This window comes from Vibrio sp. 1159 (genome assembly GCF_033340395.1).
Lineage (GTDB): Bacteria > Pseudomonadota > Gammaproteobacteria > Enterobacterales > Vibrionaceae > Vibrio > Vibrio alginolyticus.
Genome location: NZ_JAWOWL010000003.1, coordinates 322,609 through 342,294 on the forward strand (window position 1 = coordinate 322,609; position 19,686 = coordinate 342,294).

Genomic DNA, 19,686 nt, shown 5'->3' on the forward strand with positions numbered 1-19,686 from the left:
TAAATAATAATTGATTAGGTGAAGCAATGAAGAAAACAATCATGGGTGCAATGGTGGCGTTAACCATGTTCAGTGGGCAGGCTCTAGCTGCGGGAGATGCTGCAGCAGGTCAAGCAAAGTCGGGAGTATGCGCGGCGTGTCATGGCGCTGATGGTATTGCTGTCATTCCGGGTTACCCAAATCTGAAAGGGCAAAATGAGCAATATATTATCAGTTCAATTAAAGCTTATAAAAATAAAGAGCGAACAGGTGGGCTTGCTGCTGTGATGCAAGCTCAAGCTTCATTGTTGTCTGATGAAGATATCGCTAACCTAGCGGCTTACTACGCAAGTTTGAAGTAAACGCGAGTCTGAAAAAGCTTGGACGATTGGGCATTGAGCAGTCCTCATTGGGTTTTATCAACTCACGATATTCGCTATGTTAATTTGCTCAGCCTGGATTTTCGCTGGTGGATCAGAGACAAACATTGAATGTTGCGAAACGCTAAACGATAATAAGCGCAATCGATTGAAGCTTAAGGGATGAACATGAAAAAAATTGAAGCGATTATCAAGCCATTTAAACTGGATGATGTTCGAGAAGCGCTAGCTGAAGTTGGCATTACAGGGATGACCGTCTCTGAAGTGAAAGGCTTTGGTCGCCAAAAAGGTCACACCGAGCTTTACCGTGGTGCAGAGTACATGGTGGACTTTCTACCTAAAGTGAAGCTCGAAATCGTTGTAACGGAAGATGTGGCTGATAAATGCGTAGAGACAATCATTGAAACCGCGCAAACTGGTAAGATTGGTGATGGTAAAATATTCGTCACTGATATTGAGCGTGTGGTTCGTATTCGTACTGGTGAAGAAGACGAAGACGCGATCTAAGGTTTCTTGTCACTTGTTTCGTATTTATTATGCTAAAAGGGAGCCAAGTGGCTCCTTTTTTGTTGTTTGCTTATTAGTGAAATCATTTAACCCGAGATTGGTTGTTCTAGATTTCGGGTGCCTACATTCAGGTTTGTCGTATGTTTAAGCGTTTTTTTCTGGCGTTAGCTTTTCTTATTATGGCGGTATTGGTCGGCTTCCAAGTTATTTTCACCGTACCAGATCAGCCGCAAATCATTACTCAAACAGGCTCAGAGTTGACGCAGGATATTAGGTGTATCGAATTTAGCGGCTCAAAAGCTTTGGATCAGGGCGGTGAAATCAATGTACTTGTCTGGAATATCTACAAACAGAACCGAACGAATTGGCAACGTGCACTCGATGAGTTTTCTGCTGATAAGCAGTTACTGTTATTGCAAGAAGCCAGCATGACACCATCATTTAAACAGTGGTTGGTGGATGGTCGCTGGGTTAGTAATCAAGTGAGTGCTTTTAAGGCGCTGGGTAGCGGTGCCGGTGTAATTAGTATTGCTCAAGGGCAACCAGAAAAAGCCTGCGCTTACACCTCTAAAGAGCCGTGGCTTCGCTTACCTAAGTCTGCATTATATAGCCAGTATCACTTGAGTAATGGCGAGAAACTCGCAGTGGTGAATGTACATGCGATTAACTTCACCGTGGGTACAAAAGAGTATGTATCTCAGTTAACGGCGCTTGAAATGCTTTTAAAGCATCATGTGGGGCCAATTCTATTTGCTGGAGACTTCAATAGCTGGAGTGAATCTCGCGTTAATGCGATGAGGCAGGCCTTAAAGGCTGCGGACTTACAAGAGGTGACGTTCTTGCCGGATCATCGAGTCCAATTTATAACAGGGTTACCACTGGACCATGTGTTTTACCGAGGTCTGACGCTTAAGTACGCAAAAGCGCCGCAGAGCGACGCTTCCGATCATAACCCATTGTTATTGTCATTTACGTTAAATGACTAGCTTAGGTTACCACAATATAAAGTGCCCAAATAACGTAGAAGAATACCCATGGCAGGCTTGCAATCACCAAAGCTTGGCCACGTTCAAACTCCGTCCACGTCAGTACAACGCCGTAGCCGAGCACAATGTACCAAGGCAGAAGCAAAGGTAACGAGCTAGCGAAATGAGACCATTCGTTAGTAAGAGGCAGCTTTAATAGACCATTGAGGCTATTTAAATCGGCAGCGTAAGTCATTACCTGACCATGCTTGAGTAGCAAGCTCGCGTAGCTTGCTACATCGCCCAATACTGCTGGGAATAAGATAGCACACGATGCGGCAAACCATTTCCAGTAACCGTATTGTTGTTTGCTTGCCTTTGTTGCAAGAAAGAACCAAAGCGCGAGCAATATTAAGGTGGCAAAGCGGTTGAATACATCATTGATGATCGCGCTTGCCATTAGCGTGTTTGGTTCTAATAGCTCAATCTGCTTCGGGTCGATTTGCTGAAATTGCGCAGCAAGTTGGTCACTGAGCCACGTGAAATCGACATTCGAAAAGTAAGCACCCCAGAATAAAAACGGACTAAGCATCAGGAAGATGAACGGTTGCCATCCCCATCCACCGCGTTGATAAAGCGCGAGAAAACAAGATGTTGGAGAACGAAAAATGTCCAACAGCATCACAAGTGGATTGCTTGATGGGTTCATACACTTACCTTCGTTACGTCAACGTACAACTTAAGCTTTTGACCTGGTTGTAAGTATTTTTTCTTGTGTAGCGAGTTCCATTTCACGATGTCGTTTGTTTTTACTTTGAACTTGCTTGCAATGCCGCTAATGGTGTCGCCAGAGCGAACGTTGTAGAAAACGGTACGGATCACAGAACCTTTGTCTGAGTCCTTCCATATCACTAGCTTTTGACCCACACGCAATGGATCTTTAGGGCTCATACCATTCCATTTAGCTAACGATTTATACGACACTTTATTGTTACGTGCGATTGACCACAAACTTTCTCCAGACTGAACGACATGGGTGAGCTTGAGTTGACCACGAGCACGAGATTGAGTCTTGTTTAATCGGTTTTGTGCCGTTAATGCGTATTTTGCATCGTCTTTTGTTGATGTCGGAATCAACAGGTATTGACCAATACGAATATTGTTATTCGATAGGCCGTTGGCACGTCGAATGACTTTCGTGGTTGTGCCGTATTTATTAGCTAGCACGCTTAAAGAGTCGCCAGATTTCACCTTGTAGCGAGCGACCTTCATCCCTTTACCGCGATTTTTCTCCACCTTGGTGAGAAAAGTCTCTTTTTTCTCTACGGGAATCAAAAGTTGGTGCGGCCCCTCAGGCGCTGTCGACCACTGGTTGTATGCTGGGTTGTAACTCTGCAACTCTTTTACGCTAATGCCGGCATAATCTGCGGCAATAGCCAGATCTAACTGCGCTTCTGGATCAACAAGCGTTAGAACAGGCTTGTTTGGAATTGCAGGAATATTAAGTCCGTACTTGTCTTGGTTTGCGATAACGTCAGCCAAGGCCAATAGCTTAGGAACGTAACTGCTGGTCTCTTTTGGTAAGTCTAATGAGAAGAAATCGATAGGTTTACCGAGCTTTTTATTCTTACGAATTGCGCTAGAAACTCGGCCTCCACCGCTGTTATAAGCGGCGATTGCATGTTCCCAGTTACCATCAAAACGCTCGTTTAGTTGTACTAGGTAGTCCAGCGCTGCATCCGTTGCTGCTGCCACATCTCTGCGACCGTCATACCAGTAGTTTTGCTCTAATCCCATCATTTTTCCGGTGCCTGGGACAAATTGCCACAACCCAGCCGCGCTACCATGTGAGTAGGCAAAGGCATCGAATGAACTTTCCACTACAGGAAGTAATGCAAGCTCCATTGGGAGTCCGCGCTCTTCGATACGTTTTGTGATCATGTATAGAAAAGGAGTCGCACGCTTAGATACCGTGTAAAGGTGATTTGGGTGCTTTAAATACCACGTACGGTAGTAGTCCACTTTCTTGTGGTTTGGGATATCCATGTCCAGCTGCATGGCGATACGTTGCCACACATCTTCTTGTTCTTGGGGGGAGAGAACTTTAGGCGCGTCGTTAGCGGATTTTTTTGCTAGTGACGATTTATTGCCCGGTTGAGCTTTTACTGCATTTTGCTTTGCAGTCTGCTCAGATTTATTGGTTTCTGGTGTAGAAGACGTTGAATCTGACTGAGTCAATTGACAGCCAGATAATAACAACGCCAACGCCCAAGTATACTTCAAACGCATGGATTCAGCCTATTTAGGGCCTGTTTATCTTCACCTGCCTGTCGCGCAACGTAATGTGCGTGGCAGTCGCAAGATAATAGACATCTTTTAAACACTAACTAATTTATAGAGGCAAAGAGCTTCTAATTATGCAATGGGGAGAAATTCAAATAGATTTATATCAACCCCAAACGTAAGAGAAGCGCCAGTGGCGCTTCTCGAAAAATCAGTCCCTGATAATACTGGGGTCTTGCAAACTTACAAGCAGAAAATGGTTAAAATTCGTTCTTCCACTCGCGTAAAGCAGTAAAAACCGAGCATGGATCGCTATTTTTAATGCGACTAGCAACAGATTGAACCACGTCAGGGTTAGAGGTTCGCAAGAACGGATTAATCCACTTTTCTTTGCGTATTGTTGTTGGAAGTGTCGGAATGTTGAGTGCTCGCAGTCGGTTTACATCGTCGCGATATTGGCGAAGTTGCTCATTGTCAGGTTCAACCGCTAGAGCAAACGCCACGTTACTCGCCGTGTATTCATGTGCGCAGAAGACTTGAGTTTCTTCTGGTAGAGACGTTAGTTTGCTCAGTGATTCAAACATTTGCTCAGGCGTACCTTCAAAAATACGACCGCAGCCAGCAGAAAAGAGCACATCACCGCAAAACAGTTTTCCGTCCCCAACGTAACCGATATGGCCCAAAGTATGGCCGGGTAACCCAAGTACTAAGAAAATCTCACCAAACAACTCCAGCTTGTCGCCTTCTTCCATTGGTGTCGTTAGGGTTGGAATTGGCTCTGATTTTGGGCCCACAACGGCGACGTCAGGAAATGCACGCACTAAGTCTGGAACGCCACCAATGTGATCGTTGTGGTGGTGCGTAATTAAAATCGCTTCTAAAGTTAATTCGTTAGCCTGCAGAAATTCTAATACTGGCTTCGCATCGCCCGGATCAACGACTGCGCAGCGCTTATCGCTATTTTGTATCAGCCAGATGTAATTATCATTAAATGCGGGTATGCTTTTGATCTCTAACACGATTCGTTCTCCGTCACCCATTTTAGTCAGGTGGTTAATGAAACCAGCACTCAGCAACAAAACTATACCACACCCGTCGACTTGGTCAGCAATGAACAACGGTCCGTGGGTGCTTGAGTCAATCCAGACCCGACTTGATGAATGGTGCCCGAAACTCTTCGGCTACCATATGCTCAAACTGGGCGGGTTGAGCTGTGAGCTAACCAGCTGTAATTGTAACATTCAACACCAAGTCAACGTAGATATCCAGAACCCGTTGCATAATGTGATTGCAGATGGTTACGAATTACCCTTTTTGGAAAAAAGCTTTGATGTTGTGATACTCGCTCATCAGCTCGACTATGCAAGCGATCCACACCGTTTGTTGCGTGAAGTCGATAGAGTGATGATGGATGATGGCTATGTAATTATTACTGGATTCAACCCATTAAGCTTGACTGGATTAGCGAGTTTGCTTCCATGGCGTAAACATAATTTGCCTTGGAGTGGACGAATGTTTACGTCGAACCGCATCAAAGATTGGTTAGGGTTACTTAATTATCAAGTGATTCATTGTGATCGTTATGCGCTGTTTCCGATGAAACGTTACCGTACGATGTGGACATGGTTGGAAAATAGTCTTGGTGATTGGGCATCACCCGCTGGGAGTTTGTATTACATAGTCGCGCGGAAACGGACATACCCTCTCAAGCCTATCAAACCGCATTGGCGCTTGAAGAAAAAGCTCACACCACTTGGGGTGATGAATCGAGAGGGTAACACTATGAAGAAAGAATCTCGCTAAGAGGGTTGGTAACCTGTATCTTCCTCAGTTGGGTTTTCTGCAGCAGTCCGGGCTAGCTCATCACACATTTCGTTCTCACGATGGCCCGCGTGGCCTTTTACCCAATGCCATTCAACTTGATGGCGTGCGGTTTCTTTGTCTAGAGCTTGCCATAAATCGGCATTCTTCACGGGTTTTTTATCCGCTGTTTTCCAACCACGCTTCTTCCAGTTATGGATCCACTGAGTAATACCTTGGCGCACATATTGGCTGTCAGTCGTTAAAGTGACTTTACAAGGTTGTTTTAACGTCTGTAGCGCGACGACAGCCGCCAACATTTCCATGCGGTTGTTGGTAGTTAACGTATAGCCTTTGGAAAGTGTCTTTTCTACGTCTTTGTAACGCAATACTATGCCGTAACCACCTGGTCCTGGGTTACCTAAACAAGAACCGTCAGTGAAAATCTCAACGTGTTTGGTCATATTTTTTGGTACTATTAGCCGAAACATTTAATAAAGCATAGTCTGACATACATAACCTTATGAATACCAGCAGCAATTCTGAATATAACCGCATTGTCGTTCTCGATACCGAAACCACAGGTATGAACCGCGAGGGTGGTCCTCACTACATGGGACACCGCATTATTGAAATCGGTGCCGTGGAGATCATCAACCGTAAGCTGACTGGTCGTCACTTCCACGTTTATTTAAAACCCGATCGTGAAATCCAACCAGAAGCGGTTGAAGTTCACGGTATTACGGATGAATTCTTGGTTGATAAACCGGAATACGCGAGCGTGCACCAAGAGTTTCTTGAGTTTATTAAAGGCGCAGAACTTGTTGCCCACAACGCGCCCTTCGATACCGGATTTATGGATTACGAGTTTGGCATGCTCGATCCTAACATCGGCAAAACGGACGACTACTGCAAGGTGACCGACACCCTTGCTATGGCGAAGAAAATCTTCCCTGGTAAGCGAAACAACCTTGATATCTTATGTGAACGTTACGGTATTGATAACTCGCACCGTACTCTCCACGGAGCTTTGCTCGATGCGGAGATTCTAGCCGACGTTTACCTCTTTATGACGGGTGGTCAAACGAGTCTAGAATTTAACGCGAATAAACAAGAGGGTGGAGTAGAAACCATTCGTCGTATTGAAGGAAGAAAAGCGCTAAAGGTTTTGCGCGCAAGTGCCGATGAACTAGAAGCTCACCAAAAAAGATTAGAGTTGGTGAACGACTGTATTTGGCATCAATAGGAGAAGCTATGTTGAGGGCTTTGTTGGTCGCGTTTTTAGCGATATGGAGTAGTCTCTCGAGTGCTGCGAGTGAATCTACAATGTCTTTGTTAGACAATCGCTTTCGAGTTGATCCAACCATCGAGCAGATCACGTTTTTGGTTTATCGTGAGCAAAGTTCTCAGCCAGTCGTTTTAGTCCGTCCTGACGGTAAAAAATACTATGCTTGGGGCTCTTACGACAATGTACGTTGGTATCAAGAAGCCTCTCTCGATATTATTTCCGTTGATAACCCTATGCCAGGTCCATGGCAGGCTGTAGGGAAAGTTACACCTAAAAATAACATCCGCTTAATTTCTCACCTAAAGCTCAGTACGGATCGGTTCCCAAACCGATTATATAATGGGGAAGCGCTTAAGTTTACAGCTCGCCTGACCTCCGACGGCAAACCTCTTGTATTGCGCGACTTCCTTGATCGCGTGAATCTGCGCGTGACATTTACCAAGTTTGTCGAAAATGAAGATGAGCTGATCAAAGAAGCTCGTCCAGTGCCGATGGTTGTGGGTGAGTTTTCTGATGACGGCCGCGGCTTGGATGAAAAAGCAGGGGATGGTGTGTTTACGGTTCAGCTCCCGATAGACGTTGAGCCTGGTAAGTACCGCGCGCGCATCACGTCTGGCAATGGCGTATTCTTACGAGCGCAAGAACAAGTCATCTTAGTTTATCCGAACCCAATCTCTCGTACTTTTATTCAGGCTCGTAATTCCGATAAGCCACACCAATTAGTGGTGAGTGGCGAGCAAGGTATGATTGCACCAGGCTCTATAGCAGTCACAGTGAAAAAGGACGCTCCCGATGGTTTCATTAGTTACAGCCAAGGACAGGTCTCTAAAGATGGAATGAGAGTTACGTTGAACCTCAATAACGATGCTGAGCTTGGTAAGTACGCATGGCGCGGCGAGATCTTTGCCACTGATTTTGCAACCCAGCGTCCGTTGGTGTTTCCTATTCCAGAGCAAACCTTCAGTGTTGTTGATGAAGTTGATCTAGAAGCTGCTCGAATTGCAAAAGAAGCTGAATTAGCCGAGCAACGCCGTATTGAAATGGAAAAGCAAATTATCGCTGAGCGGGAGGCTGAGCGTAAGAGCAGCATGATTATTATCGCGGTGGGTAACGTGATAATGCTGCTGATTGTGATCATTGCATGGATAGTCTGGCGCAAAATTAAAGCGAAGCGCGATGCCATGCCAGAGATGCAATTAGAAGTACCAAAGAAATAGTAGTAACACACATAAAGCGAGAAATGGAGCCAATCGGCTCCGTTTTTTTCAGTTTAAGTTTGAGACAGAATTTGATGTTTCTCATGGTCATTAATCATTTTATTTTAAAGTAACACCATGATTTAACGTTGATTAATCATAATAAAGCTCGCATGATACTGTTTACGTTTCGACTTGATTTTAGTGCGTATAGACGGAGTGAGTTATGACAATTGGAGAGTTAGGACTAGAACATTTACCACGACAAAAGGCCTTGGTTGAGTCAGCTTATGATGCCTTTTATTCTGAAAAAGACGTTGTTGCCGCGGTATTGCTTGGCTCCTTGTCATCAGGACAAGGTGACCGTATTTCGGACGCTGATGTTGTTGTATTTACTCAAAACAACTTCCATAAAGCCTCAGAGCCTTGCTTTACCCAGTTTGAAGCTAATAAAGACATTTTTTATCGCCTTGAGGGAGAGCACAACGAAAATGCGTGTTTCAAAAAATACATTTTTAATGACCTAACCAGTGCAGAGATTCATTGTTTAGATCTCTGTGACCCCTTCAAACTTTCTAAGCCATTTAAGACTTTATTTGATAAAGCTGATGTGATTGCGGGCATGGTTACTGATGAACCTGCGCCAAAGCATGAAGAGTTCCCAGTTTATACCAGTGGTGATCAAGGCCTGATCTGGGAACTCTTTGATTGTATTAAGTGGTTGAGCAGAGATAACCATGAGCTTGCTAAGTCCTACTTGAAAAAACTCTCTGAGAAACTCTAATTTGAGAGTCATCTCCGTTCCTCCCACTGAAGTTAGCTAGGCGGTTAGGTTATGAAATACAAAAAGCGTCAGAAGTATAAATACACTCTCCATTCTGAAGAAAAGATTGAGACTCACATTTCAGTGAGTAACGCGTATGACAGCCCTTTTCTTAGTTTGTCCAAACAAGGCGTGTTAACGATTAAAAAGGGCTATGCATGGGATGGAGCGAGTGGGCCAGCGTTAGACACAAAAAACATTATGAAAGCTTCTTTAGTGCATGATGCTCTTTACCAACTCATGAGGGAAGAGGTGTTGCCACAAAGTGCTCGAAAGCATGCGGATACGTTGTTGAGAGAAACATGTTTAGAAAAAGGAATGTCTAGCTTCAGAGCAACTTATATCTATTATGGCGTCAGAGTTGTCGGTGGCTTCTTTTCTAGACCTGATACTTTGTGTGCTTAATGGGAACATCTTTCCAACGTTTAACTGTTTATTTATACAGTTTAGTTATGTAAGCTCCAAGGTGATACAAAGGAGTAGTACATAATGACAATAAGATATGAAGAGCATGTGCCAAGCCCGAAAGAATACTGTGATATGCGTATAAAAGCCGGGCTATCACCTAAATCGTTGAAAGCTGCTGAAATTGGCCTACCCAATTCGTTATATGGCGTATCTGTTCGGGATGAAGGAAAGCTCATTGCAATGGGTCGGGTTGTTGGTGACGGGGCGTGTAACTTCGAAATTGTCGACGTTGCCGTTGATTCTGATTATCAAGGTAACGGTTTAGGTAGAAAAGTCATGGAATACATCGACGGTTATCTTTCTTCTGTTGCACTTGAAGGCTCTTACGTTTCTATGATTGCTGATGAACCGGTCTTTTACGAAAAGCTTGGTTATAGGCTGGTGGCTCCTAAAAGCCAAGGGATGACAAAAAAGTTTAAGCCAAAGGCATAACACGTATTCAGCTGTGAAGATAAGCACTAGAAAACAGGAGTTTAATTTCCTGTTTTCTATATTAAATTTCTATTTAAGCCACTTCTGGAATTGGTTTGGGTGGCTGCTCTAAATCAGGCTCTTTTTGAACAGTAGGAATTTGTCCCTCACCCACAGCACTGATGTAACAGCCACTAAGTTTAATGGCAAGGTACATATCAGCTCGCAGTAAGATGCCTCCTTCACTGGTGCTGATACCAGTAAGCTCACACCATTGACGAAGACGTCGTTTCCTTCCTGCGAGGATTAAGCGTACACCTCTCTTTTTCAAAGTATTGTGAATATCTGCCAGTGTTGCCATCACACTGAGATCCAAGTGAGTAAAGCTCGATACGGCGTCGATGACAACGCAACTTGCGTCTTTGTGATGCTCTGCCTGCTCTAACACTCTACGTTTAAAGTAAGGAGCATTGAAGTAAGTTAGCGGTGAGTTAAAGCGGTAAATCACCATTCCAGGAATAGGCGAAGCTTTTCCTGAGTCGTCGATGGTCCGAATGGTACCTTTTTCATCCAAGCCAAGTAGCTGATCACTCGGTCGCATGACAATCCGTAAAAATTGAAACAGCCCTAGCAATACCGCCAAAGTGATCCCCGGTATTACACCCACGATCAACACAGAAATAAAAGTAATGATGGCCAGATAAAATGCATCTTTGTCACGAGATTTTAATTTCCAAATTGCTTTAAGATCGAGCAGCGATAGGGACGCAATGATCAATACAACACCAAGTGAAGCGATAGGGATGAACTGCAAAGGCTCGTAAATAAATACCGCAATAATGGCAATGGTGATTGCGGCGACAATCGAAACTAATTGAGATTTACCGCCATTTGCATCATTGACGGCTGTGCGTGAGTCAGCGCCGCTTATTGCGAAACCTTGTGAAAACGCTGAGGCAATGTTGGCAAAACCCAACGCCTGAAACTCTTTATTTGCATCAATATCATAACCGTTTTTAGCCGCGAAACTGCGGGCGGTGAGCATCATGCTAACAAAACTGACAATCGCAAGGTTGAGCGCCGGGACCACTAGTTCACGGACTTCACCTAGCTCAAACTCCGGTGTTTGAAACTGAGGGAAGCCACCTTGTGTGAGTCCGACAACCGATACGCCCATCTCTTGTAAATGGAAAAACCAAACTGACGCAGTAGTTACGAGGATCGCCAGCATGGCAGCAGGCCAAGTTGGTCGGTAGCGTTTGGTGAGCAAATAAACGACAACCGTCACGATACTCAGAGTTACAGTAGGCCAATGAAGATCGGTTAATCGTTGTGGAGCTTCCCATAAACGTTCCAGTAAATAACGTTGCTCGTATTTCAAACCGACTACTTTCGCAAACTGACCAACGATAATTGTGAGAGCAACACCGTTGAGTAGACCCAAAAGAATCGGACGAGAAAGGAAATCTGCAAACACTCCTAGCTTGAAACGACTTGCCAGTACACACCAAATTCCCGTCATCGCTGTCATGGTCATAACCAACTGCCAATGTTTTGTGGGGTCACCTGCGGCAAGTGGTGTCACAACAGCTGCGATCACTGCACAGGTTGCTGCATCGGGTCCGACAATGAGTTGCCGAGATGTGCCCATCATGGCGTAAACCAACATTGGCAGTACACACGAATACAGACCGACAATTGCGGATACACCAGTTAACTGTGCATAAGCTATGGCAACTGGCAGTGCAACCGCGACAACAGAAAAGGCGGCTCTAAAGTCGTTAACAAACCATTCTTTTTGATAATGCTTAAGCTGAACAAGCCCTGGGAACCACTGTGCGAGTAATATTTTAGCCAACGGATTTACCATATATGTGAGTGAGTTACTTAAAGTATACACCGCTTAGTTGGAACGTCTGTGAGTTAGTTATCACTGGAAATCGGGGAAAAGATTGGAGTGCGAGGATTTTATTGCGCAGGGGGGCTTTGTAGTGTGAGGTGTTATGAATCCGATTCTGGAAGCAATAAAAAACGGGAGCTGATACTCCCGTTTGTGGTCTCAGATTCTAGAGTTACGCGACACTATCCATCTGAGGGTATAGCGGCTTTGCGGCAAGCAGTTCCGGCTCAAAATCGTCAACGTTGATTGTATCTAGACGATGCTGTTCCGCTTCTCTGAGTAGATCGGCTTCTTCTTGCGTGATAAAGTCTTGCTCTAGCCCTTCCTGAGCAATCATATCCAAACGTAAGAATGGGCGACGCTTACCTTGCGCTTTACATACTTTGTCAAACACAGGTTCAGCTTGAAGAATGACTGACAGCGCAAGCTCAATCTTACCTGCTGCGTTGTGCTCGGTTGGTTCAAGGTATTGACCGCGACCAATGCGTGAGCGCGTTGCACTTGGCGTTTGTAGAATGCGCGCCACTTTACTGTCTAGTTTATCGCTTGGCGCTTTGCGTACACGACCGAATGGCATGATTAACACGCGCAGTGCACGACCAATCACTTTGTTCGGGAAGTTTGCTAAGAATTCGTCTACCGCCACTTCCGCTTGTTTCAAACTGTCTTGTAGACCCCAGTGTACTAATGGTAAATCTTCGACTGGGCGTCCATCTTGCTCAAAACGTTTCAACGTCGCAGAGCTTAAATATAGCTGGCTTAGAATGTCACCAAGACGCGCTGATAGACGCTCTTTACGCTTCAAAGAGCCACCTAGCACTGCCATCGAGATATCCGATAGTAAGGCAAGGTTTGCACTGTAGCGGTTCAATTGTTGGTAGTAACGCTTGGTTGCATCTTTGGTTGGCGATGAAGAGCCCAGACCGTCGCTCAAACCAAACCATATACTGCGCACTAGGTTACTCATTGTAAAGCTCACGTGACCAGCAAGCGCTTTATCAAATTTCTCGACAGCATTACTTGCTTCAGAATACGCCGCGTTCATTTCTTCAAGAACGTACGGATGGCAACGGATTGCGCCTTGGCCAAAGATGATCATTGAGCGTGTTAGAATGTTAGCACCCTCAACCGTTACTGCGATTGGCGCACCTTGGTAACCACGAGCTAGGAAGTTAGAAGGTCCCATACAGATACCTTTACCGCCTACGATGTCCATTGCATCGATGATGCTTTGCTGGCCGCGGTGCGTACAGTGATACTTCACGATAGCTGAGATAACTGAAGGTTTTTCACCTAAGTCGATACCCGCAACGGTTAAGTTGCTTGCTGCATCCATCACGTAAGCATTACCACCCAAGCGTGCTAATGGTTCTTCAACTCCTTCCATATGGCCGATCGGCTGTTTGAACTGACGGCGAATACGTGAGTAAGCACCGGTTGCCATTGCCGCAGTTTTGATGCCACCTGTTGAGTTTGAAGGTAGCGTGATACCACGTCCAACCGACAGACACTCAACCAGCATACGCCAACCTTGGCCCGCCATTTTTTCACCACCGATAATGAAATCGATAGGAACAAAGATGTCTTTACCGCGCGTTGGACCATTTTGGAATGGTACATTGAGCGGGAAGTGTCGGTTACCAATCTCAACACCTTTGACATCAGTTGGGATAAGCGCACAAGTGATGCCAAGATCTTCTTTGTCGCCTAGCAAACCTTCAGGATCGCGAAGTTTAAATGCTAAGCCTAGTACCGTTGCGACTGGCGCTAGGGTGATGTAGCGCTTGTTCCAAGTCAGGCGCATACCCAGTACTTCTTTTCCTTCCCATTCGCCTTTACAGACCACACCGTAATCTGGAATAGAGCCTGCGTCAGAACCCGCTTCTGGACTTGTTAGGGCGAAACAAGGGATTTCCTTACCTTCAGCTAGACGCGGTAAGTAATGATTTTTTTGATCTTCAGTACCGTAGTGTTGCAGTAGCTCACCTGGGCCCAAAGAGTTAGGAACACCAACGGTAGACGATAGAACGCCAGAAACACCCGTTAGTTTTTGTAGTACTAGTGATTGCGCGTATGCTGAGAATTCCAGACCACCGTACTTTTTCTTAATGATCATGGCGAAGAACTTATGATCTTTCAGGTATTGCCAAACTTCTGGCGGTAAGTCCGCGAGTTCATGGGTCACTTGGAAATCACTCACCATGGCGCACACTTCATTCACAGGGCCGTCTAAAAAGGCTTGTTCTTCCGCACTTAACTTAGGTGCTTGAATCGCGTGTAGCTTTTGCCACTCTGGTTTGCCTTTAAACAGTTCGGCTTCCCACCAGACGGTACCTGCGTCTAACGCTTCTTTTTCGGTTTGAGACATAGCTGGCAGCACTTTCTTGAAAAGCACTAACGCTTTGCGGCTAATTAAAGACTGACGTACGCCAGGAACCGCGAGCACAGCTGCGGCGAGAACGTAAATAGCCCAACCAATAACGCCGACAGTTCCTGCTACTGTAAGAGCCAGCATGGCCGCGGTGAGTAAGCTAATAGATTTCACGAGAGACATGCGGTGGTAGAGCGTAATGCCTAGCACGATCGCCATCGTGATGATTGAGAGCAAGATGTCCATATATATTTTCCTTTTCAGACTTTATAAGTTTTGTACGTCTGTATGTTAGGTAAGAGGTCTAACCAGTTGGTTTAAGTGTAATCAAAATATTAAGGAAATGTAAAACATAAGATTGGATAAAAAGTGATCTAAGTAGAGTTAAAATTCTAAAGTTGAGATTTGAGTGATGGTTTCATGAGCAAGTTGACAAGTTTATTACCATCACTAATCTAAATCTGTTGGTTCACTATCGACACTAATTCTCGTTTGTGGGTAAACTCAGAGTAATCAAACCCGAGTTCAGGTTTATGAAATGTCCGATACCAAATTGGTATCAGAACAATTTGCTCAGTGAGTCAAGAGCTGACTGAAGCCGAAATAATAAAGAGAACGTCTTATGTACCATGATCTGATTAGAAGTGAATTAAACGAAGCTGCTGAAGTGCTCAACAAATTTTTAAGCGATGACCATAACATTGCGCAAATCGAAGCAGCGGCGAAAATGATTGCTGACTCATTCAAACAAGATGGTAAAGTATTGTCATGTGGTAACGGTGGTTCTCACTGTGATTCAATGCACTTTGCCGAAGAGCTAACAGGCCGTTACCGAGAAAATCGTCCTGGCTATGCTGGTATTGCTATTTCAGATCCAAGCCACCTTTCTTGTGTGAGTAATGACTTTGGTTATGACTTCGTGTTTTCACGTTATGTAGAAGCGGTTGGTCGAAAAGGTGACGTACTGTTTGGTCTGTCGACTTCAGGTAACTCAGGTAACATCCTGAAAGCGATTGAAGCAGCACAAGCGAAAGGCATGAAGACGATTGCGCTAACAGGTAAAGATGGCGGCAAAATGGCAGGCCTTGCAGATATTGAAATCCGCGTGCCACACTTTGGTTATGCAGACCGCATTCAGGAAATTCATATTAAGATTATTCATATCATCATTCAGTTGATCGAAAAAGAGATGGAATAATCGTTTACGGCCACCGTTTCGAGCTGTGTTGTTAGGGAGTTTTTTAAACCATGTGTGAATTGCTCGGTATGAGCGCTAATGTTCCAACGGATATTTGTTTCAGTTTTACTGGGCTCATGCAGCGTGGAGGTCGAACTGGCCCACACCGTGACGGATGGGGGATCACCTTCTACGAAGGGAAGGGCTTTCGAACCTTCAAAGATCCCAAGCCAAGTTGTGAGTCTAAAATAGCAGAGTTGGTACAAAATTATCCCATCAAAAGTCGTGCGGTCGTTAGTCATATCCGACAGGCGAATCGTGGTGGTGTTAATTTAGAAAATACTCATCCCTTTACACGTGAGCTGTGGGGTAGGTATTGGACGTTTGCGCATAACGGTCAGCTCTCTGGCTACCAAGACTTGCATACAGGTCGACATCGACCTGTCGGTGAGACAGATAGTGAACTGGCATTTTGCTGGTTGTTGAAGCAAATGGAAGATCGATATCCTGAGCCACCAAAGGATATGGAGTCGGTGTTCTTATATGTTGCTAAATGTTGTGATGAGCTAAGAGAGAAGGGTGTATTTAACATGCTTCTGAGTGATGGTGAGTATGTAATGACGTATTGCACCAATCATTTGTATTGGATCACAAGACGCGCACCGTTTGGAAAAGCTGCTTTGCTTGATGAAGATGTGGAAATTAACTTCCAAGAAGAAACCACGCCACATGACATCGTTTTTGTGATCGCAACTCAACCTTTGACGGGCAACGAAGCTTGGCAGCGTATGAAACCTGGCGAATACGGCTTGTTTCACCTAGGTGAACTAGTCAAAAATAATGCCTCTGAACTGGTAAATGTGCCGTTTGCGGCGGCTAAGCCGGGCAATCAAGCGCCAACCGAACCGTTAGAGTGATGGTCTCTTACTCTGAATATAAAAATAAAGCTCGCTTAATCGCGAGCTTTATTTTTATGCGTTTTAAACCGAGGGTGGATACGGATGAGCATTCTTACTTTCTAGAGTGCTGGTAGTAGAGTCCTAGTCTCGCTAAGGCTTGCTGTAAAGACGTAATTGATAGAGATTTCTCATAAAAGACGACGTTATTCTGAACGGTGAAGAACGAACCAGATTCAGAATCTACTTTCCGAGTGTTATGCTACTCGAGTGGTTATGGGATTTTTAGAATGTTGGGTTTTAGGTTTCTAGTCTCACCATGGTTTTCTTGAATCAAGTTTATAAGTATTGAAAACACAAAAGAGCAGCCCTCAGGCTGCTCTTTTGTGCATGGAGTTTATTATTCAGGGCTACTCATCTGAGGCGTACCCATGTACGCCAAGCTCTGCGCCATCTAAATAGGCTTTACCATCCTTCATGATCAACCGCTCGTCTACCAGCCACTTAGCCACCATAGGGTAGATTCGGTGCTCCTGCGCCTGAACACGTGCCGCAAGTACACTAGCATCATCGTCTTCGAACACAGGAACTTTTGCTTGCAGTATGACAGGGCCACCATCAAGCTCTTCCGTTACAAAGTGCACACTCGTACCATGTTCTTTATCGCCAGCATCAATTGCTCTCTGGTGTGTGTGTAGCCCAGGATATTTTGGTAGAAGAGAAGGGTGGATATTGATCATCTTACCCATGTAATGAGAAACAAATGCGCTGCTCAGAATGCGCATGTAACCAGCAAGAATAATCACGTCTGGTTGGTATTCATCTATTTGACTCATTAGCTCTGCATCAAAGCTTTCACGCGAGCTGAATGCTTTAGGGTCGACAAAGTGACCGTCCACATCAAACTTTTTTGCACGTTCTAAACCAAAAGCATCTGCTTTGTTAGAGAACACGGCTGCCACTCGTGCGTTTGGCATGCTGTCTTCGCAAGATTCCAAGATAGCTTGCAGGTTACTTCCGTTACCCGAGATGAGGACCACAATGTTTTTTAGGGTATGGTTTTTCATGATGTCGAGAGCGCCTTGGTATTGTAGGTTGGAGTTATGTAGCTTCTAAACTACCTACTAATAGAATGGTTTTTAGTGTTCTAGATAGCAAAATGAGGACCTAGTCATCTAGTGTCCTCATTCTTCTTATCTTTTGAGCTCGATTTGCAAATTATTGGATTTCAACTTGCTCTTCGTTCGCGTCTGCTTGTGCGATTTGACCAATCACCCACGCGTTTTCGCCTTCTTCTTTAAGAAGAGCAACTGCTGCATCTGCCTGGTCTTTCGGTAGTGCAACGATTAGACCTACACCACAGTTGAATGTGCGGTACATTTCGTGTGTGTCGACGTTGCCTTTCTCTTGTAGCCACTTGAAGATAACTGGCCATTCCCAACTGTTACCATCGATAACTGCTTTCGTGCCTTCAGGCAGTACGCGTGGGATGTTTTCCCAGAAACCACCACCAGTGATATGAGAAATCGCATGGATGTCGTGTTTCTCAATCATCTTGAGTGCTGACTTGATGTAAATTTTTGTTGGTTCTAGTAGGTGCTCACCAATAGTGCGGCCTGCTAGCTCTTCGCTCTTATCTGCACCAGATACTTCTAGGATCTTACGGATAAGGGAGTAACCGTTTGAGTGTGGGCCGCTTGAGCCAACAGCGATAAGTGCATCACCAGCAGCGACTTTCGTGCCGTCAATCACGTCTTCTTTTTCTACTACGCCAACACAGAAACCAGCTACGTCGTAGTCTTCGCCTTCATACATGCCAGGCATCTCCGCAGTTTCGCCACCAATTAGGGCACAACCTGCTTGAACACACCCTTCTGCGATACCTGAAACAACATCCGCTGCGGTATCAACGTCTAGTTTGCCTGTTGCATAGTAATCTAGGAAAAACAGTGGCTCTGCGCCTTGCACGATAAGATCATTTACACACATTGCCACTAGGTCGATGCCAATCGTGTCGTGCTTATTCATATCCAGTGCTAGGCGAAGTTTTGTGCCAACGCCATCAGTACCAGAAACCAGTACAGGTTGTTTGTATTTAGTTGGCAATTCGCATAGCGCGCCAAAACCACCGATACCACCCATAACTTCAGGGCGACGAGTACGTTTTACCGCACCCTTAATACGATCCACAAGCGCGTTGCCTGCATCAATATCTACACCAGCGTCTTTATAGCTAAGAGAAGAGTTGTTACCACTCACAGGGAAGTCCTCGGTATTAAGTTGGATATGAAAACGGCGCTATTCTAACAGTGCTTAAACATAGATAGCAAACGTTTGCGTCTGTTTTTTTCTTTAGTGATTTATCCTGATATCCCTGTGAAAATCATGTATAATCTGAAGGTTTATTTAAATATTGCCAACTATAGCCGGAGATGGACATGAAAGTTGTTGAAGTAAAGCACCCTCTAGTAAAACATAAAATTGGTCTAATGAGAGAAGGTGACATCAGCACAAAACGTTTTCGTGAGTTAGCGACTGAGGTCGGTAGCCTACTTACTTACGAAGCAACGTCAGACTTTGAAACAGAAAAAGTGACCATTGATGGTTGGAACGGTCCGGTAGAAGTAGACCAGATTAAAGGTAAAAAAGTAACCGTAGTGCCAATCCTACGTGCAGGTCTAGGCATGATGGATGGAGTTCTTGAGCACATGCCAAGCGCACGTATCAGTGTTGTGGGTATTTACCGTGATGAAGAAACGCTTGAGCCAGTTCCTTACTTCAACAAGCTTGCTTCAAACATCGAGGAGCGTATTGCGCTTGTTGTTGACCCAATGCTTGCAACAGGTGGTTCTATGATTGCTACTATCGATCTCCTAAAAGAGAAAGGTTGTAACCAAATCAAAGTGCTGGTACTTGTTGCTGCACCAGAAGGTATTGAAGCGCTAGAAAAAGCACACCCAGATGTTGAGCTATACACTGCGGCAATCGATGAGAAGCTTAATGACAAAGGCTACATCGTTCCGGGTCTAGGCGATGCAGGTGATAAGATCTTCGGTACTAAGTAATTCTTTGATGTATTACTATGACTGAACAGAAAAAGGCTTGGTGAAAACCAAGCCTTTTTTGTATCTACTGTGCCGTCCTAAATAAGGTTGACACTTTCCACCCCCAAAATTGGAGAGTGTTATGAAATCAACAACTAAAAGAACTCAGCGCGATTACTCCCTCGCTTTTAAACTCAC

At 44.8% G+C, this 19,686-nt stretch carries 20 protein-coding genes; 12 read left to right on the forward strand and 8 right to left on the reverse strand.

Annotated features, from left to right (window positions below; translation table 11 throughout):
* Positions 1-26 precede the first annotated feature (26 nt).
* The 3 genes from R7127_RS04775 to R7127_RS04785 all read left to right on the forward strand — a co-directional run bounded on the left by R7127_RS04775 (position 27) and on the right by R7127_RS04785 (position 1,852).
* Positions 27-341, forward strand: coding sequence for a c-type cytochrome (locus R7127_RS04775; protein ID WP_017636043.1), 315 nt, complete (start codon positions 27-29; stop codon positions 339-341).
* 186 nt (positions 342-527) lie between these two features.
* Entirely contained in the window at positions 528-866 is a 339-nt protein-coding gene (glnB, locus tag R7127_RS04780) for a nitrogen regulatory protein P-II (RefSeq protein WP_005380372.1), read from the forward strand.
* 140 nt (positions 867-1,006) lie between these two features.
* Positions 1,007-1,852, forward strand: a complete 846-nt coding sequence (locus tag R7127_RS04785; RefSeq protein ID WP_172563516.1) for an endonuclease/exonuclease/phosphatase family protein — start codon at positions 1,007-1,009, stop codon at positions 1,850-1,852.
* Between the two features lies 1 nt (position 1,853).
* On the opposite strand, the gene R7127_RS04790 is transcribed toward R7127_RS04785, so the two are convergent.
* The 3 genes from R7127_RS04790 to gloB all read right to left on the reverse strand — a co-directional run bounded on the left by R7127_RS04790 (position 1,854) and on the right by gloB (position 5,133).
* Positions 1,854-2,540 carry a YIP1 family protein gene (locus tag R7127_RS04790; protein WP_033905504.1) on the reverse strand — a complete coding sequence of 229 codons (687 nt, stop codon included), beginning with the start codon at positions 2,538-2,540 and terminating at the stop codon, positions 1,854-1,856.
* Complete coding sequence (locus R7127_RS04795; protein WP_206971357.1) at positions 2,537-4,120, reverse strand: LysM peptidoglycan-binding domain-containing protein; 1,584 nt, start codon at positions 4,118-4,120, stop codon at positions 2,537-2,539. Before R7127_RS04795 ends, R7127_RS04790 begins: the two co-directional genes overlap by 4 nt.
* Positions 4,121-4,374: 254 nt before the next feature.
* The gene (gene gloB, locus R7127_RS04800; protein WP_017636045.1) at positions 4,375-5,133 is read right to left on the reverse strand and encodes a hydroxyacylglutathione hydrolase; all 759 of its coding nucleotides are present in this window, start codon (positions 5,131-5,133) and stop codon (positions 4,375-4,377) included.
* A gap of 37 nt (positions 5,134-5,170) precedes the next feature.
* On the opposite strand from gloB, the gene R7127_RS04805 reads away from it, so the two are divergent.
* Complete coding sequence (locus R7127_RS04805) at positions 5,171-5,917, forward strand: class I SAM-dependent methyltransferase (protein WP_064377170.1); 747 nt, start codon at positions 5,171-5,173, stop codon at positions 5,915-5,917.
* On the opposite strand, the gene rnhA is transcribed toward R7127_RS04805, so the two are convergent.
* A complete protein-coding gene (rnhA, locus tag R7127_RS04810) occupies positions 5,914-6,378 on the reverse strand; it encodes a ribonuclease HI (protein ID WP_005380384.1) in 465 nt (154 codons plus the stop codon). The two genes, R7127_RS04805 and rnhA, sit on opposite strands and share 4 nt — an antisense overlap.
* A gap of 59 nt (positions 6,379-6,437) precedes the next feature.
* On the opposite strand from rnhA, the gene dnaQ reads away from it, so the two are divergent.
* From dnaQ to R7127_RS04835, 5 genes are all read left to right on the forward strand, one after another.
* Positions 6,438-7,160 (forward strand): DNA polymerase III subunit epsilon, encoded by a 723-nt coding sequence (gene dnaQ, locus R7127_RS04815; protein WP_005380385.1) that lies wholly within the window; start codon positions 6,438-6,440, stop codon positions 7,158-7,160.
* A gap of 8 nt (positions 7,161-7,168) precedes the next feature.
* Positions 7,169-8,419, forward strand: a complete 1,251-nt coding sequence (locus R7127_RS04820; RefSeq protein WP_172563517.1) for a TIGR03503 family protein — start codon at positions 7,169-7,171, stop codon at positions 8,417-8,419.
* Between the two features lie 205 nt (positions 8,420-8,624).
* The gene (locus tag R7127_RS04825) at positions 8,625-9,182 is read left to right on the forward strand and encodes a hypothetical protein (RefSeq protein WP_017820743.1); all 558 of its coding nucleotides are present in this window, start codon (positions 8,625-8,627) and stop codon (positions 9,180-9,182) included.
* Between the two features lie 51 nt (positions 9,183-9,233).
* Entirely contained in the window at positions 9,234-9,626 is a 393-nt protein-coding gene (locus R7127_RS04830) for a DUF1353 domain-containing protein (protein ID WP_017633769.1), read from the forward strand.
* Between the two features lie 84 nt (positions 9,627-9,710).
* Positions 9,711-10,121: a GNAT family N-acetyltransferase gene (locus R7127_RS04835; RefSeq protein ID WP_005391824.1), complete on the forward strand. Its 411-nt coding sequence runs from the start codon at positions 9,711-9,713 to the stop codon at positions 10,119-10,121.
* A gap of 73 nt (positions 10,122-10,194) precedes the next feature.
* On the opposite strand, the gene R7127_RS04840 is transcribed toward R7127_RS04835, so the two are convergent.
* On the reverse strand, positions 10,195-11,970 hold the full coding sequence (locus R7127_RS04840) for a SulP family inorganic anion transporter (protein ID WP_005380390.1): 1,776 nt from the start codon (positions 11,968-11,970) through the stop codon (positions 10,195-10,197).
* 202 nt (positions 11,971-12,172) lie between these two features.
* Positions 12,173-14,617, reverse strand: coding sequence for an acyl-CoA dehydrogenase FadE (fadE, locus tag R7127_RS04845; RefSeq protein WP_258647303.1), 2,445 nt, complete (start codon positions 14,615-14,617; stop codon positions 12,173-12,175).
* A 376-nt stretch (positions 14,618-14,993) separates the two neighbouring features.
* On the opposite strand from fadE, the gene lpcA reads away from it, so the two are divergent.
* Both lpcA and R7127_RS04855 read left to right on the forward strand, forming a co-directional pair.
* Positions 14,994-15,569 carry a D-sedoheptulose 7-phosphate isomerase gene (gene lpcA / locus R7127_RS04850; RefSeq protein ID WP_005380392.1) on the forward strand — a complete coding sequence of 192 codons (576 nt, stop codon included), beginning with the start codon at positions 14,994-14,996 and terminating at the stop codon, positions 15,567-15,569.
* Positions 15,570-15,619: 50 nt separating this feature from the next.
* Positions 15,620-16,465 carry a class II glutamine amidotransferase gene (locus R7127_RS04855; RefSeq protein WP_172563518.1) on the forward strand — a complete coding sequence of 282 codons (846 nt, stop codon included), beginning with the start codon at positions 15,620-15,622 and terminating at the stop codon, positions 16,463-16,465.
* 389 nt (positions 16,466-16,854) lie between these two features.
* Here the strand turns inward: R7127_RS04855 and purN are convergent, their stop codons facing one another.
* Entirely contained in the window at positions 16,855-17,511 is a 657-nt protein-coding gene (gene purN, locus R7127_RS04860; protein WP_064377459.1) for a phosphoribosylglycinamide formyltransferase, read from the reverse strand.
* Between the two features lie 151 nt (positions 17,512-17,662).
* Entirely contained in the window at positions 17,663-18,703 is a 1,041-nt protein-coding gene (gene purM / locus R7127_RS04865; RefSeq protein ID WP_005389861.1) for a phosphoribosylformylglycinamidine cyclo-ligase, read from the reverse strand.
* Between the two features lie 179 nt (positions 18,704-18,882).
* On the opposite strand from purM, the gene upp reads away from it, so the two are divergent.
* On the forward strand, positions 18,883-19,509 hold the full coding sequence (gene upp, locus R7127_RS04870) for a uracil phosphoribosyltransferase (RefSeq protein WP_005380401.1): 627 nt from the start codon (positions 18,883-18,885) through the stop codon (positions 19,507-19,509).
* The last annotated feature ends 177 nt before the right edge of the window (positions 19,510-19,686 follow it).